Here is a 14,355-nt window from a genome sequence, read left to right as displayed (position 1 = left end):
AGCGGTTTTCCCATGATCCACCTCCACATATAGTGAATCACAAACCCTTCCTTATGGGAATCCCCGACTCTGGTTTTCCGCACGAGGCTCTAGAGCGCGTCGCGCTCAGTCGCAGTCACGCGAAGCGCTCTGGTTTATCGAGTTCGCATGTCGGAGAGCACAAAACCGGTTCCCACTTTTGTGCGACATGCTCTGGGTCACGGATATATATCTATCACCGTCCCGTCCTCGACCATCGCATAGACCCATTCGATGTCGCGGTCCGACACGGCGATGCAGCCCGCGGTCCAGTCGCCCTTGCGCTTGCGGAACGGCTTGGGCTTGCCGTGGATGAAGATGTCGCCGCCCGGCGGGCGTCCGGCGGAGCGGGCGACCTCCACATCCGTTTCGTTCGGATAGGAAATGCCCACCGACAGGTGAAAGCGGCTGTTCGGGTTGCGCCGGTCGATGAAATAGCGGCCCTCCGGCGTCCGGCCGTCGCCTTCGAACCGCTTGTGCCCCTGCGGCGCGAAGCCCAGCTCGATATCGTAGCTCTCCAGCACCTCGCCGTAATGCAGCAGATGCATCTTCCGCGCGCTCTTGTAGACCACGACGCGCGTGACCTCGGGGCCGTGATATGTCTTGAACTTCGAGGAACAGGCACCCAGCGCCAACAGCACGCCCAGCGCGAGAATCAGTCGCGAAAACTTCATGTCCCCAGCCTCTACGGGTTTTGGGACAGACTATCAAAAATCGAACATCCCGGGAATAGGATTCGGGCCATCGCGAAGATGTGATCGGCTCAGTCGTGCCGATCCTGCCGGTCGAGCTTCTCCTCGATCGCGGTGAGCCGGGCGAGCACCTCGTCGCGGTAGGTGCCGGTCGCCTCGGCATCGGCCTCGTGGTGGGCGTCCTGCATCGAGTTCACGATCAGGCCGACGATCAGGTTCGCCACCGCGAAGGTCGTGGCGATGATGAACGGCACGAAGAAGGCCCAGGCCTGGGGGTACTGCTCCATCACCGGGCGGACGATGCCCATCGACCAGCTTTCCAGCGTCATGATCTGGAACAGCGAATAGGCCGAGCGGCCGAGCGTGCCGAACCAGACCGGGAAGGCGTCGCCGAACAGCTTCGTCGCCATGACCGAGCCGATATAGAAGATCAGGCCCATCAGCGCGAAGACCGAGGCCATGCCGGGCAGCGCGGTGATGAACCCCTCGATCACTCGGCGCAGGCGCGGCAGGACCGAGACGACGCGCAGCACCCGCAGGATCCGCAAGGCCCGCAGGACGGACAGCGTCTGCGCCCCGGGCAGCAGCGAGATGCCGACGATGACGAAGTCGAAGTTGTTCCAGCCGTTGCGGAAGAAGCGCCAGCCATGCGCCACCAGCTTGGCCCCGATCTCGGCCACGAAGACGGCGAGGCAGGCGCGGTCCAGCGCGACGATCAGCGCGCCGAATCGGCTCATGATCTGGTCCGACGTCTCCATCCCCAGAAGGATCGCGTTGAACACGATGACGCCGGTGATCGTGTTGCGCACGCGCGGCTGCGCCAGCCAGCTCGCCAGTCTCTCGCGAAAGGTCATCGGCCCTCGTTCCCTGTCGTTCCGGGCGATATGCTATCTGCTGAACTGCGCCGCAAGCTCCACATGCGGAGACCAGCGGAACTGATCCACCACCTGCACCCAATCCAGGCTGTATCCCGCCCCGGCGAGCATCGCGGCATCGCGGGCGAAGGTGGCGGGGTTGCAGGACACGGCGGCGATGCGGGGGACGGCGGATCGCGCGATCTCGGCGGTCTGCGCCTCGGCCCCGGCGCGCGGGGGGTCGATGACGATGGCGTCGTGGCGGTCCAGCTCGGCCGCCAGCAACGGGCGGCGGAACAGGTCGCGCATCTCGGTCGTGACCTGCTTGAGCCCGTGCGCGTGGCGCCAGGCCCGGTCGAGCGCGGCGAGCATGTCGGCGCCGGCCTCCACAGCGTGGATGTCGGCGGTCCGGGCGAGCGGCAGGGCGAAGGTGCCGCAGCCCGCGAAGAGGTCGACGATGCGCTTGGCGTTGCCGACGGCCTCCTGCACCGCGGCCAGCAGCGCGGCCTCGCCGTGGCGGGTGGCCTGCAGGAAGGCGCCGGGGGGCGGAACCGTCTCTATCCCGTCGAAACTCTGGGCCGGCGGGTGGATCTCCACCACCGTCTCGCCGTCCCATCCCAGCCGCGCGAAACCGCTCTGCTGGGCGATCTGCGCCAGCGTGGCCCGCAGCGGGCCGTCCAGCTTGTGCCCGCCGGAGACGAAGACATCCGCCCCGGCCTGGGACCGGGTGACGGACAGGGACAGCTCGCCGCGCCGCGAGGCGCCCGCCTTCGTGATCTCGGTCAGCGCCGGCAGCAGCGCGGCGATCTCCGGCAGCACGAGCTGGCAGTCGGGCCCCTCGATCACCGTGTCGGAGGCGCGGGCGTGGAACCCCACCAGCGCGCCCTTCTTGGTGCGGCGGCCCGAGAAGGTGGCGCGCCGGCGGGACCGGGGCGGCGAGGTCGCCACGCCGCGGATCGGCGCGTCCAGCCCGTGGGCGGCCAGCGCGGTGCGGACGATGTCGGCCTTCCACGTCTCTACATAGGCGTCGGAGGCATGTTGCAGGGCGCAGCCGCCGCAGCTCTTGAAGTGGCGGCAGGGCGGGCGCACCCGGTCGGGCGAGGGCGTCACGATGCGCGGGCTGTCGATCCGGTCGCCCGAAACCTCGCCCTCCACCTCCTCGCCCGGCAGCGTCAGCGGCACGAAGACGGGGCCGGGCGCGATCCCGTCCCCGCGATGTCCCAGCCGTTCGATCGTAAGCGTCACTCTGCCGCCTCGGCATAGCCCATGAACCCGCCCGACTGCCGTTTCCAGTAGCGCGCGTAAAGCCCGTCCTGCGCCAGCAACTCGCTATGCGTCCCCTGCTCGACGATGCGGCCCTGGTCCAGCACGACGATGCGGTCCATCTCGGCGATGGTGGACAGGCGGTGGGCGATGGCCAGCACGGTCTTGCCCTCCATCACGCGGTGCAGGGCCTCCTGGATCTCGGCCTCGACCTCGGAATCAAGCGCCGACGTCGCCTCGTCCAGCACTAGGATCGGCGCGTTCTTCAGGATGGCGCGGGCCAGCGCGATGCGTTGCCGCTGGCCGCCCGACAGCTTCACGCCGCGCTCGCCGAGATAGGCGTCATAGCCGGTGCGGCCCTTGAAATCCTTCAGCTCCTGGATGAATTCGTGCGCCTGCGCCTTCTCGGCGGCGGCGATCATCTCGTCCTCGGTCGCGTCGGGCTTGCCGTACTTGATGTTGTCGCGGGCGGAGCGGTTGAACATCGCCGTCTCCTGCGTGACCATCCCGATGCGGCGGCGCAGGCTTTCCTGCGTGACCGCGCGCACGTCCTGCCCGCCGACGCGGATCGCCCCGCCTTCGGTGTCGTAGAGACGCATCAAGAGCGCCACGAGGGTCGACTTGCCCGCGCCCGAGGCGCCGACGATGGCCAGTTTCTCGCCCTCGTGGATCGTCAGGTCGATATCCGCGACGCCGCCCGTCTCGCGCCCATAGGCAAAGCTGACGCCGTCGAATTCGACCACCGGTTTCGTACCCGGCTCGCCCGCGTTCTCGGCGTCGGTCAGTTCGTGCGGCGGGGTCAGGGTCTTCATCCCGTCCTCGATCTCGCCGACATGCGAATACATCATCAACAGCGCGTTGCTGATCCAGCCGGTCATCTGCGCCAGCCGGATCGACACCGCCCCCGTCGCCGCGATGTCGCCGGCCGAAGCGGCGCCGTTGGTCCACAGCACCAGCGTCGCGCCGACCAGCAGCACCGGCAGCATTCCGGCCAGCGTCATCAGCAGGAACCGGAACATCGCCGAGGCCTTGCCGAAGGAGAACGCCGCCTCGCGGAACCGGCGCATCTCGTTCAGCGCGGCGCGGTCCTCGTGATCCTGGTGGGCGAAGAGCTTGACCGTCTTGATGTTCGTGACCGTGTCGACGACCTGCCCCGAGACCATCGCCCGCGCCGCGGCCCGCGCGGCCGAGCGCGTGCGGATGCGCGGCAGGAACACCCGGATCAGGGCGGCGTAGAGTATGAACCAGACGGCCAGGATCGCCGCGACGGTCGGCCCGATCGACAGCATCAAGAGCGCCGAGCCGGCCACCGAGGCGAGCCCGAAGATCACCGCGCTGACGATGTCGATCACGGTGTCGGTCATCGCCCGGGCCGTCTGCATCTGCTTCTGCGCGATGCGGCCGGCGAAGTCGTTGTCGAAGAAGGTCACCGCCTGCCCCATGGTCCAGCGATGCAGCCGCGACAGGACGAGGTTGTTGACGTTCGGCCCGATGCAGAGCGATTGCAGCGCCGACGAGATGCCCGAGGTCACCGGCCGGATCAGCAGGAAGAAGGCCAGAACCGCCAGCAACAGAGACGTGTTGGCCGAGAAGAAGTCCCCCGGCGGGCTGGCCAGCGCGGCGTCGATCACCTGTCCGAGGATCAGCGCGCTCAGAACCTCGAACGATCCGACCAGCGCCGAGACGATGGCGGCGGCGCCGATGCCGAGCCAGGCGCCCTCCAGCAGCCAGCGCATGAAGGCCAGCAGCGTCCGCGGCGGGGCGCCGGACGCCGGGCGTTCCGGGTCGATCAGCCCGGAGACCCATGTCGCGAACCTGTTCAACGTCATTCCGCCGCCTGTTCCGTCCCGGCCGACCCACCGACGTGGTGCACCGGAGCGTCTCCATATAGCCCGGCGCGGGTCGCGGGGAAAGCGAGGCGCGGGCCGCCGCCGGTGACGTTCGCGCTATCGGCCAACAAGCTCGTCGCGCGTGAGGGTGAAACCGGACGCGATCCACCTGGTTTCGAGACTGGTCAGCCGCTCGCCCAGCGCCGCGCCCTTGTAGTCCGGCATCAGGTCCTTTGCGGTTACGGGAAACTCCGCCTCGGCCCCGCGCGCGATGTCGCCGGCGGCGTCCGGCGGCAGGGGCGATTCCATGAGCGCGGCGCGGATCAGCACCGCGTCGCGCGCCTCCGCGAGGCCCAGCCGATAGCCAAGCTCCGCCGGCCCCATGTCGACCGTGGCGGCCGCACGCAGGCGCTCCAGCCGGCGCGCGTCCTTCTTCGACAGGCGCAGATGCCCGGCCGCTTCTTCGCCGCCCAGAACGGCCAGCCGCCGGATCGCCTCCGGCCGCGCCGCCAGCTCCGGCTCCAACGCCACGAGGATCGGCAGCGCGCGTGTGTCGGCGCCGGGCAGCACCGGGCGCAGGCACCCTGCGTGCTGCATGGCGGCGGCGGAGGGCGACGGGTCCGGCGCGGCCAAAAGCTTGCGCAGTTCGGCCCCGATCCGCTCTTTCGACAGCGTCTCCAGCCCGTCCGACAGCGCGGCGCAGGCGGCCAGCCCGTCCGCGTCGAGCCCCTCCTGCGGGTCGCCGTACCAGGCGTGGAAGCGGAAGAACCGCAGGATGCGCAGATAGTCCTCGCGGATCCGCGCCTCCGGGTCTTCGATGAACCGCACTCGCCGCGCGAGAAGGTCCGGAAGACCGCCGAGCGGGTCGACGACCGTGCCGTCGGGCCGGGCGTAGAGCGCGTTCATCGTCAGGTCGCGGCGCAGCGCGTCCTCGCGGATCTCGGTGGTGAAGGCCACGACGGCGCGGCGGCCGTCGGTCTCCACGTCGCGGCGGAAGGTGGTGATCTCGTGCGGCTGGCCCTCGGCAACCACGGTCACGGTGCCGTGGTCGATCCCGGTCGGCACAGCCTTAAGACCGGCCTTTTCCGCAAGGTCAGAGACTGTTTCGGGCGTCGCGTCGGTCGAGATGTCGATGTCGTCCACCGGCGCGCCGATCAAGGCGTTGCGCACGCAGCCGCCGACGAACAGCGCCTCGTAGCCCGCATCGGTCAGAACCCGGCACACCGCCTGCGCCCGCGGGTCCGTCAGCCAGTCGCCCGTCACCCGCATCAGGCCAGCCGCTCGGCCAGGCCGCGCAGGATTCGCGCGGTGGCGCCCCAGATGTAATAGGGTCCGTAGGGCACGGCGTAATAGTGCCTTGTCCGCCCCTGCCAGCGGCGCGACTGCATGCGATAGCGCGCGCGGTCGGCGACGTGGTCGAACGGCACGCGGAACACCTCGTCGACTTCGCCCAGTTCGGGCACGGCGTCGAATTCGGCTCTGATCCGGCCCAGGAACGGCACCATTTCGAAGCCGGTCACCGTCTCGTGCCCCGGCAGTTGTCCCAGGATTTCCACGTTCGCGGGGTCGAGCCCGATCTCCTCGCGCGCCTCGCGCAGTGCGGCGGCCTTGGTATCGGCGTCACCGGCATCGACCTTGCCGCCGGGAAAGGCGATCTGGCCGGGATGGTGCATCAGCGCAGAGGACCGCTTGGTCAGGATCACCTGCAGACCGCGCGGCGTGTCGATCAGCGGCACCAGCACGCCGGCGGGGCGGTATCGCGTCCCCGCCGGCGGCCGAAAATCGGGGTTCAGGTCGAAGTCGGAGGAATCCGTGCCCGATCCGTCCAGGGCCGCCACGATCCGGGCGAACGGGTCACTCGCCGTCACCGGGGGACTCCTCGGCCTCGAACCCCAGCGTCTTGGGGTCGAACTCGTAATGCGCGCCGCAGAACTGGCAGTCGGCGGTCACGATGCCGTCCTCCGTGGTCATGTGGCCGATGTCCTTGGCCGAGTAGATCGACAGGCTTTCGCGCACCCGGTCGGCCGAGCAGGTACAGCCGAACTGCACCGGCTGCGGATCGAAGACGCGGGGCTGTTCCTCGTGGAACAGGCGCACCAGAAGGTCGGTGGACTGCACGGTGGGGCCGACCAGCTCGATCAGCTCGACCGTCTCCAGCAGGGTGTTCGCCCGCATCCAGTTCTCTTCGTCCTCGCCCTCGACGATATCCTGCGCCTCCAACAGCCCGCCCTCGCCCGAGCCGCCGCCGGTGGCGAAGGGCGAAGCCTTGGGCATGTGCTGCAGCATGACGCCGCCGGCCCGCCAATGGTCGGGCTGGCCGGGTTCCTGTGCGCGGCCGAAGCCCAGCGCGAAGCGGGTCGGCAGTTGTTCGGATTGCGCGAAATACGTCTCTGCACAGGCCGCCAGAGACCCGCCGGCGATGGGCGTGATGCCCTGATACGGCACCATGCCGCTGCCCTGGTCGATCAGGATGGCGAAATAGCCCTTGCCGATCTGCGAGAACGGCGCGGCGTCGGGGTCCAGCCGGTCGGCGTCGAAGCTGGCATAGGCGCGCACCCAGGCCGGCTCGCCCTCTTTCGACGGTCCGTAATAGTCGGTCGCGATCAGGCGGGCCGGGCCGTCGCCGCGCACCTGCAGCGACAGTTTCCAGCGCAGCTTGATGGTCTGGCCGATCAGCGCGGTCAGCAGCGCCGTCTCGGCCACCAGCGCCTCGATCGGGCGCGGATAGTTGTGCTGGGCCAGCAGCTCGTCGAGCACGCCGTCCAGCCGGGCGACCCGGCCACGGATGTCCGAGCGGTCGAGCTGAAACGGCAGGATGGTGTCATCCCAGGCGATCTGCGATCCAATGGTCATGGGGTTTCCTTGCGCCTCGCGTGTGGCATACCGCGTCCATATAGGTACGACAACCGCACAGCAAAGGCAGGGGGCGGCGATGATCCCGCGTTACGGCGAGACAGTGAGACCGGGCATACGCTATACGCCGCGGCCCGGGGTCTATGCGGTGCTGCCGCGCGGCGGCCGGGTGCTGGTGACCCATCAGGTGGAGCCGCGGCCCGAATATCAGCTGCCCGGCGGCGGCATCGACCCGGGCGAATCGCCGGTCGCCGCGCTGCATCGCGAGGTGTTCGAGGAAACCGGCTGGCGCATCGCCGCGCCGCGCCGGCTGGGCGCCTATCGGCGGTTTACCTATATGCCGGAATACGACCTCTGGGCCGAGAAGATCTGCCATATCTACCTCGCCCGGCCGGTGCGCCGCCACGGCCCGCCGGTCGAGGCGGGGCACACGGCGTGGTGGCTGGACCCCGGCGACGCACTGGGGCTGCTGGCGAATTCCGGCGACCGGGCCTTTGCGGCGCGGGTTCTGTGACGCTCAGCTGAAATCCAGCAGGATGGCCGAGACGTCGTCGGCGAAGTCGCTGTGCCCCATATGGCCCGCCAGCCTGTCGATCAGGCGGTCGAACAGGGCCTGCCCGCGCGACATCGCGTGATCGCGCAGAAAGGCCCGCAGCCCGGCATCGTCGAACATCTCGTGACCCGGCGACATGCATTCCGTGATCCCGTCGGAGCCGATCAGGATGCGATCGCCGGGCCGAAGCTGCAGCTCGGTGTCCGAGAAGCCGGCCGCGGGCAGAAGGCCCACGGGCATGCCGCCGTCGCCGGCAGACTCCACCGCGCCGTCGGCCCGGTGGATCATCGGGTGCGGATGGCCGGCCTGGGTCAGCGTCACGCGGCCGTCGTCCAGCGCGATCCGGGCCAGGATCAGGGTCAGATACTGCTCCGTCTCCATCTGGTTCAGGACGATGTCGTTGAGGCGCGCCACGGCCGCGCTGGGATTGCGCATCACCGGCTGACCGTCGCGGTCGCGGGTGATCGCGATATTCGTGCCCGGCGTGGTGCCCGCGAAATGCGCCGCCAGCCGCGCCGTCATCAGGGCCGAGGCGATCCCGTGCCCGGACACATCCAGCGCGAACACCCCGATCTCGCGCGCGTTCACCTCGAACATGCCGACGAGGTCGCCGCCGACGCGCCCCGCCGGCCGCAGGAGGAGGGACACGTCGACCCCCGGAAAGCTGCGGTCCCGGTCGCGCAAGAGGGATTACTGCAGTTTCTGAGCCTCGACCAGGTCGCGGTCGATGACGGCGTGCAGCTGTTTCATCTCGTCCAGCGCCAGGTTCAGCTCCCGCTCCATCCGGAGGACGCGCTGACCGGCCCGGATCCGGGCGCGCAGCTCGGCCGCATGCACGGGTTTCGTCAGGAAGTCGTCGGCCCCGGCGTCGAGGCCCACCGCGACCTCGTGCTTTTCGTCGTTCGACGTCAGCAGCACGAAATAGCCGTACCTGTCCCCGCGCATCGCCCGGAAGGCGCGGCAGAACGCCAGCCCGTCCATCCCGGGCATCACCCAGTCGCTGACGATCAGGTCCGGCTGTTCGATCTGACAGAGGGTCAGCGCCGCCTCGCCGGACGGTGCCTCGACCACGTTCAGACCCATCTTCTTGAGATAGGTCGCCAGCAGGCGCCGCTGCGCGCGGCTGTCGTCCACGACCAGCACGGTCGCGGGCGGCGCCGGTCGCTGACCCAGCCGGAGGATTTCGTTCTGTGCGGTCACGCCGGTCACACTCTGCCCGATCGGTTTGCCGCGGTTGAAGCAGGCCCGGCTTAACAGGCCGATAAGCAGCGCATTTTAAGAAGATGCCCGCCGGGATTAACCCGAGGCTCAATCGGCCCGTGTATCGTGGCCCTCCGCATCGATATGGGAGCGGCGGATGATCGACTGGCAGCGTGTCGACGAGTTGCGGCAGGAAATCGGCGCCGAGGAGTTCCTGGAGGTGGTCGAGATGTTCGTCGAGGAATCCGACGAGGTGGTGGCCGAATTGGAGACGTGCCAGGGGCCCGACGGCCTGAAGGAGCGTCTTCACTTCCTGAAGGGCAGCGCGCTGAACCTTGGATTTCAGCAGATGGCCGAAATCTGCCGCCAGGGCGAACGCCTGGCCGCCGCGGGGCAGCCCGAGCGAATCGACCTCGCCGCCCTGCGAGCGCTTTACGCCGACTCCCGCGCCGCGCTCGTCGCGCGTCTGCAGGCGTTCCCGGCCGCCTGACCGCTAGCCGGTCAGCTGATGCGCTTCCAGCTTGGCGCGGACCTCGGGGGGAATCGTCGCGGAGGACCGGGTTTCGGGATCGAAGAACACCTCCACGAGATCGTAGGTCGCGTGCAGCGCCCCGGTATCCGCGTGCAGCATCCGCAGGTGGAACGTCACGCTCTTGCCGCCGATCCGGGTGACGGCGCCGTCGATCCGGATCAGATCGCCCGCCACAAGTTCCTTGATGAAGGTCGTGGTCGCGGTGCCCGACACGGTATGCACCCCGTGCTCGGCCTGCATCTCGGAATAGGCCAGGCCCAGCAGGGTCCACATGTGATAGGTCGCGTCGTCGAAGAACGGCGCATAGTGGCGCACGTTCATATGCCCGAAATGGTCGTGGTGCCACGGATGCACCACCCCGCGAAACAGCTCCAGCCTGTCGCCCATCGTCCTCTCCTGTCCTGACCCGGTTCAGCCAAGCACCGGGCAGCGCCGGCCGCAACCCCGCCTTGCCGACCGGCATCCCCCGCGTTAAACGCGCTTCGACCATCAGACGGAGCCCGTACATGTCCGACGCACCCAGGAAAGTCGTCCTCGCCTATTCCGGCGGCCTCGATACCTCGATCATCCTGAAATGGCTGCAGACGGAATACGGCTGCGAGGTCGTCACCTTCACCGCCGACCTGGGCCAGGGCGAAGAGCTGGAACCCGCGCGCAAGAAGGCCGAGATGCTCGGGATCGCGCCCGAGAACATCTATATCGAGGACCTGCGCGAGGAATTCGTGCGCGACTTCGTCTTCCCGATGTTCCGCGCCAATGCCGTTTACGAGGGACTGTACCTGCTGGGCACCTCCATCGCCCGGCCGCTGATCTCCAAGCGGCTGATCGAGATCGCGGCGGAGACCGGGGCCGACGCCGTCGCCCATGGCGCGACCGGCAAGGGCAACGACCAGGTGCGGTTCGAACTGGCCGCCTATGCGCTGAACCCCGACATCAAGGTCATCGCGCCGTGGCGGGAATGGGACCTGACCTCGCGCACCAGGCTTCTGGATTTCGCCGAGCAGCACCAGATCCCCATCGCCAAGGACAAGCGCGGCGAGGCGCCGTTCTCTGTCGATGCGAACCTGCTGCACACCTCGTCCGAGGGCAAGGTGCTGGAAGACCCGGCACAGGACGCGCCCGATTACGTCTATCAGCGCACCACGAACCCCGAGGACGCGCCGGACACGCCCGAATACGTCGAGATCGGGTTCGAAAAGGGCGACCCCGTCTCGATCAACGGCCAGGCGATGTCGCCGGCGGAGATCCTGACGAAGCTCAACGAGCTGGGCGGCAAGCACGGGATCGGCCGGCTGGACCTTGTCGAGGGCCGCTTCGTCGGCATGAAATCCCGCGGCATCTACGAGACCCCGGGCGGCACCGTCCTTTTGGAGGCGCATCGCGGCATCGAGCAGATCACGCTCGACCGCGGCGCGGCGCATCTGAAGGACGAGCTGATGCCGCGCTATGCCGAGCTGATCTATAACGGTTTCTGGTTCTCGCCCGAGCGCGAGATGCTGCAGGCGCTGATCGACCGCAGCCAGGAGCACGTCACCGGCACGGTCCGGCTGAAGCTCTACAAGGGTCTCGCTCGCACGGTCGGCCGCTGGTCCGAGCACAGTCTCTATTCCGAGGCGCATGTGACCTTCGAGGACGATGCCGGCGCCTACGACCAGAAGGACGCGGCGGGGTTCATCAAGCTGAACGCGCTGCGCCTGCGGCTGCTGGCGGATCGCAAGCGGCGCATGACCTAGCGCCGCGCCGCAGATGACCTTCGCGCAGTACGACAACCGGCTGGTCGACGCGCTCAGCCGGTCGGTCAATCACGCGGTCAACCGGCTCAGCCCGTTCTACCGCGCCAATCCGTATCGCGGCCCGCTGTGGATTACCGAAGTCGATATGCGCGTGGCCGTCAGCCTGAGCCACGGCTTCCTGTTCAACCGCCTGCCGAAGAACGCCAACTCGACCGTCACGGCGATGCTGCACGACTATGCGTTCGGCGGCCAGGGCGACGCGATGGCCCGGACGGCGAAGCATGCCTTCGGGCGGCCGGTCTTCCTGGGCCGTCGGGGCGTCGCGGCGCTGGCCGATTGCTTCAAGTTCTGCATCGTCCGCGATCCCTACAGCCGCACCCTGTCGGCCTATCTCGACAAGATCGTCGGCCGCCAGCGGCAGTCCCGGCGGCCGCTTCGGCTCTTGCGCGACAAGCACGGGACCGATGCCCCGACATTCGAGCAGTTCTGCCTGTATCTCGCCGAGGGCGGGCTTTACGACGACAACCACTGGGCGCCGCAGGTGGCGGGCCTGGTCCTGCCGCCCGAGCGCTTCGACCATATCGGCCGGTTCGAGCGGCTTGACGAGGAACTGGACCTGATCGCGCGCCGCATCTTCGGCCGGGGATATGCCAGCGAGCGTCGCTACGGGCCGGCCAGCACCGACGCCGCCGCGCAGCTGGAGGCGCATTACACCCCGCGGGCGCGCGAGATCGTGCAGACCCTGTTTCGGCCCGATTTCGAGACGTTCGGCTACCCGGTCTGACCGAACGGCCGCCGCGCCGGGTGACGGATCACGCGACCGTGCCTTGCCCCACGGAGACTATGCGCCACTCTGGGGCGCAAAGAGGAGGCCCGATATGAGACTTGTTCTGACAGCCCTCGCGGTCACGCTCGCCGGCGCTGCCGCGCAGGCCGAGACCAGGACCGCCCTGTTCGCCGGCGGCTGCTTCTGGTGCGTGGAGGCCGATTTCGAGAAGGTCGACGGCGTGATCGAGGCCGTCTCCGGTTTCGCCGGTGGCACGGTCGAGAACCCGACCTACAAGGAAGTGACCCGCGGCGGCACCGGCCACCTGGAGGTGGCGCAGATCCGCTACGACGACGAGAAGGTGGGCTATGAGCGGCTGGTCGAGCTGTTCTTCCGCTCCATCGACCCGACCGACGCGGGCGGCCAGTTCTGCGACCGGGGCGAAAGCTATACCACGGCCATTTTCGTCTCTAACGCGGAGGAACGCCGCATCGCCGAAGCGGAGAAGGCGGAGGCCGAGGAAGAGCTGGGCCAGGAGATCGTCACGCCGATCCGCGACGACGCGACGTTCTACAAGGCCGAGGAGTACCATCAGGACTACTACAAGAAGAGCGACCTGATCCTGTCCCGCTTCGGCCCGATCTCGAAGGAGAAGGCGTATGAGCGCTACCGCGACGGCTGCAACCGCGACCAGCGCGTCCGCGAGCTCTGGGGCGACGACGCGCCTTTCGTCGGGGGCTGAGCGCCCGCGCCTTTTTCTGGCCGGACATACGCCAGGAGGCGTCGTCCTTGGTGCGCCATTGTGCAAGCACAATGGGCGACAGGGGGGACGTCGCCCCCCCAAGCGGATCGGACCGCCGAAGGCGGTTCGACCCTCAGAGGCGCTCGAAGGCCAGCGCGATCCCCTGGCCGCCGCCGATGCACATGGTCACCAGCGCCCGCTTGCCGCCGATCCGCTCCAGCTCGTACAGCGCCTTGACGGTCAGGATCGCCCCGGTGGCGCCGACCGGGTGGCCCAGCGCGATGGCGCCGCCGTTCGGGTTCACCTTGTCGGGGTTCAGGCCCAGCCCCTTGTTCACGGCCAGCGCCTGCGCCGCGAAGGCCTCGTTCGACTCGATGACGTCGAAATCCTCGGCCGACAGGCCGGTCTTCTCCAGCAGGCTCTCTACCGCCGGAACCGGGCCGATCCCCATGACCTCGGGCCGCACGCCGGCATGCGCATAGCCCAGCACCCGGGCCCTCGGCGTCAGCCCCGCCTTCTCCGCGGCGTCGGCCCGGGCCAGCACGATGGCCGCGGCGCCGTCGTTGATGCCCGAGGCATTACCGGCTGTCACGGTGCCGTCCTTCTGGAAGGCCGGGCGCAGACCCGCGAGCTTGTCCAGGCTGGTCTGCTTGGGGTGCTCGTCGGTCTCGAAGGCGACGGTGTCGCGCCTTACCTTCACCTCGACCGGCACGATCTGGTCCTTGAACCGACCCTCCGAGATGGCGCGCGCGGCGCGGTCCTGGCTTTGCATCGCGAAGGCGTCCTGCTCTTCGCGGCTGATCTGGTGCTCGGCCGCGACGTTCTCGGCCGTCACGCCCATATGCCCGGTGCCGAACGGGCAGTTCAGCGCGCCCAGCATCATGTCCTGCGCCGAGATATCGCCCATCTTCGCGCCCCAGCGCGCCTGCGGCAGGATATAGGGCGCGCGGCTCATGCTTTCCGCCCCGCCGGCAAGGCCGAACTCGGCGTCGCCCAGCGCGAGGGACTGGACCACCGAGACAACGGCCTGCGCGCCGGAGCCGCAGAGCCGGTTAACGTTCATCGCCGGTGTGGTGTCGGGAATCCCCGCCTCGATCGCCGCGGCGCGGGACAGGTACATGTCGCGAGGCTCGGTGTTGATGACGTGGCCGTACGAGACGTGGCCGATCTGGCCGCCCTCGACCCCGGCGCGCGCCATCGCCTCTTTCGCAACGGTCCCGCCCAGCTGGATCGGCGGGGTGCCGGCCAGCGCGCCGCCGAAGGTGCCGATGGCGGTGCGGGCGCCGTCGAGAATCACGATATCGTCCATGGTCTCCTCCT

The 14,355-nt window shown here is 68.6% G+C and carries 16 protein-coding genes; 5 read left to right on the top strand and 11 right to left on the bottom strand.

Going from position 1 to position 14,355, the window contains the following annotated elements:
• Window positions 1-197: 197 nt before the first annotated feature.
• From P1J78_RS11350 to hslO, 7 genes are all read right to left on the bottom strand, one after another.
• Window positions 198-692 (bottom strand): L,D-transpeptidase family protein, encoded by a 495-nt coding sequence (locus P1J78_RS11350; RefSeq protein ID WP_275567471.1) that lies wholly within the window; start codon window positions 690-692, stop codon window positions 198-200.
• 89 nt (window positions 693-781) lie between these two features.
• A complete protein-coding gene (locus P1J78_RS11345; RefSeq protein WP_275567470.1) occupies window positions 782-1,564 on the bottom strand; it encodes an ion transporter in 783 nt (260 codons plus the stop codon).
• A gap of 33 nt (window positions 1,565-1,597) precedes the next feature.
• Window positions 1,598-2,809: a class I SAM-dependent RNA methyltransferase gene (locus P1J78_RS11340; protein WP_275567469.1), complete on the bottom strand. Its 1,212-nt coding sequence runs from the start codon at window positions 2,807-2,809 to the stop codon at window positions 1,598-1,600.
• On the bottom strand, window positions 2,806-4,656 hold the full coding sequence (locus P1J78_RS11335) for an ABC transporter ATP-binding protein (protein WP_275567468.1): 1,851 nt from the start codon (window positions 4,654-4,656) through the stop codon (window positions 2,806-2,808). The genes P1J78_RS11340 and P1J78_RS11335 overlap by 4 nt, the downstream gene beginning before the upstream one ends.
• Window positions 4,657-4,773: 117 nt before the next feature.
• Window positions 4,774-5,925 (bottom strand): CCA tRNA nucleotidyltransferase, encoded by a 1,152-nt coding sequence (locus P1J78_RS11330; RefSeq protein ID WP_275567467.1) that lies wholly within the window; start codon window positions 5,923-5,925, stop codon window positions 4,774-4,776.
• Window positions 5,925-6,524: a CoA pyrophosphatase gene (locus P1J78_RS11325; RefSeq protein WP_275567466.1), complete on the bottom strand. Its 600-nt coding sequence runs from the start codon at window positions 6,522-6,524 to the stop codon at window positions 5,925-5,927. The genes P1J78_RS11330 and P1J78_RS11325 overlap by 1 nt, the downstream gene beginning before the upstream one ends.
• A complete protein-coding gene (gene hslO, locus P1J78_RS11320; protein WP_275567465.1) occupies window positions 6,511-7,509 on the bottom strand; it encodes an Hsp33 family molecular chaperone HslO in 999 nt (332 codons plus the stop codon). Before hslO ends, P1J78_RS11325 begins: the two co-directional genes overlap by 14 nt.
• 79 nt (window positions 7,510-7,588) lie before the next feature.
• Here hslO and P1J78_RS11315 point away from each other — a divergent pair, with 79 nt between their 5' ends.
• A complete protein-coding gene (locus P1J78_RS11315; RefSeq protein WP_275567464.1) occupies window positions 7,589-8,023 on the top strand; it encodes an NUDIX hydrolase in 435 nt (144 codons plus the stop codon).
• Between the two features lie 3 nt (window positions 8,024-8,026).
• Here the strand turns inward: P1J78_RS11315 and P1J78_RS11310 are convergent, their stop codons facing one another.
• Window positions 8,027-8,710: a PP2C family protein-serine/threonine phosphatase gene (locus P1J78_RS11310; protein WP_275567463.1), complete on the bottom strand. Its 684-nt coding sequence runs from the start codon at window positions 8,708-8,710 to the stop codon at window positions 8,027-8,029.
• A gap of 42 nt (window positions 8,711-8,752) precedes the next feature.
• Window positions 8,753-9,262 carry a response regulator gene (locus P1J78_RS11305; protein ID WP_275567462.1) on the bottom strand — a complete coding sequence of 170 codons (510 nt, stop codon included), beginning with the start codon at window positions 9,260-9,262 and terminating at the stop codon, window positions 8,753-8,755.
• A gap of 157 nt (window positions 9,263-9,419) precedes the next feature.
• On the opposite strand from P1J78_RS11305, the gene P1J78_RS11300 reads away from it, so the two are divergent.
• The gene (locus P1J78_RS11300; RefSeq protein ID WP_275567461.1) at window positions 9,420-9,752 is read left to right on the top strand and encodes an Hpt domain-containing protein; all 333 of its coding nucleotides are present in this window, start codon (window positions 9,420-9,422) and stop codon (window positions 9,750-9,752) included.
• Between the two features lie 3 nt (window positions 9,753-9,755).
• On the opposite strand, the gene P1J78_RS11295 is transcribed toward P1J78_RS11300, so the two are convergent.
• Complete coding sequence (locus P1J78_RS11295; RefSeq protein WP_275567460.1) at window positions 9,756-10,181, bottom strand: acyl-CoA thioesterase; 426 nt, start codon at window positions 10,179-10,181, stop codon at window positions 9,756-9,758.
• A 119-nt stretch (window positions 10,182-10,300) separates the two neighbouring features.
• On the opposite strand from P1J78_RS11295, the gene P1J78_RS11290 reads away from it, so the two are divergent.
• The 3 genes from P1J78_RS11290 (at window position 10,301) to msrA (ending at window position 13,035) form a co-directional block, all read left to right on the top strand.
• Entirely contained in the window at window positions 10,301-11,527 is a 1,227-nt protein-coding gene (locus P1J78_RS11290) for an argininosuccinate synthase (protein WP_275567459.1), read from the top strand.
• A gap of 13 nt (window positions 11,528-11,540) precedes the next feature.
• Entirely contained in the window at window positions 11,541-12,311 is a 771-nt protein-coding gene (locus tag P1J78_RS11285) for a sulfotransferase family protein (RefSeq protein WP_275567458.1), read from the top strand.
• Window positions 12,312-12,405: 94 nt separating this feature from the next.
• A complete protein-coding gene (msrA, locus tag P1J78_RS11280) occupies window positions 12,406-13,035 on the top strand; it encodes a peptide-methionine (S)-S-oxide reductase MsrA (RefSeq protein ID WP_275567457.1) in 630 nt (209 codons plus the stop codon).
• A 133-nt stretch (window positions 13,036-13,168) separates the two neighbouring features.
• Here the strand turns inward: msrA and P1J78_RS11275 are convergent, their stop codons facing one another.
• Window positions 13,169-14,344: an acetyl-CoA C-acyltransferase family protein gene (locus P1J78_RS11275; protein ID WP_275567456.1), complete on the bottom strand. Its 1,176-nt coding sequence runs from the start codon at window positions 14,342-14,344 to the stop codon at window positions 13,169-13,171.
• Window positions 14,345-14,355 lie beyond the last annotated feature (11 nt).

Source organism: Psychromarinibacter sediminicola, assembly GCF_029168335.1.
In the GTDB taxonomy this organism is placed as follows: Bacteria; Pseudomonadota; Alphaproteobacteria; order Rhodobacterales; family Rhodobacteraceae; genus Psychromarinibacter; species Psychromarinibacter sediminicola.
The sequence above is the reverse complement of the archived record's forward strand: the minus strand, read 5'-3'. Positions and strand labels throughout refer to the sequence as shown.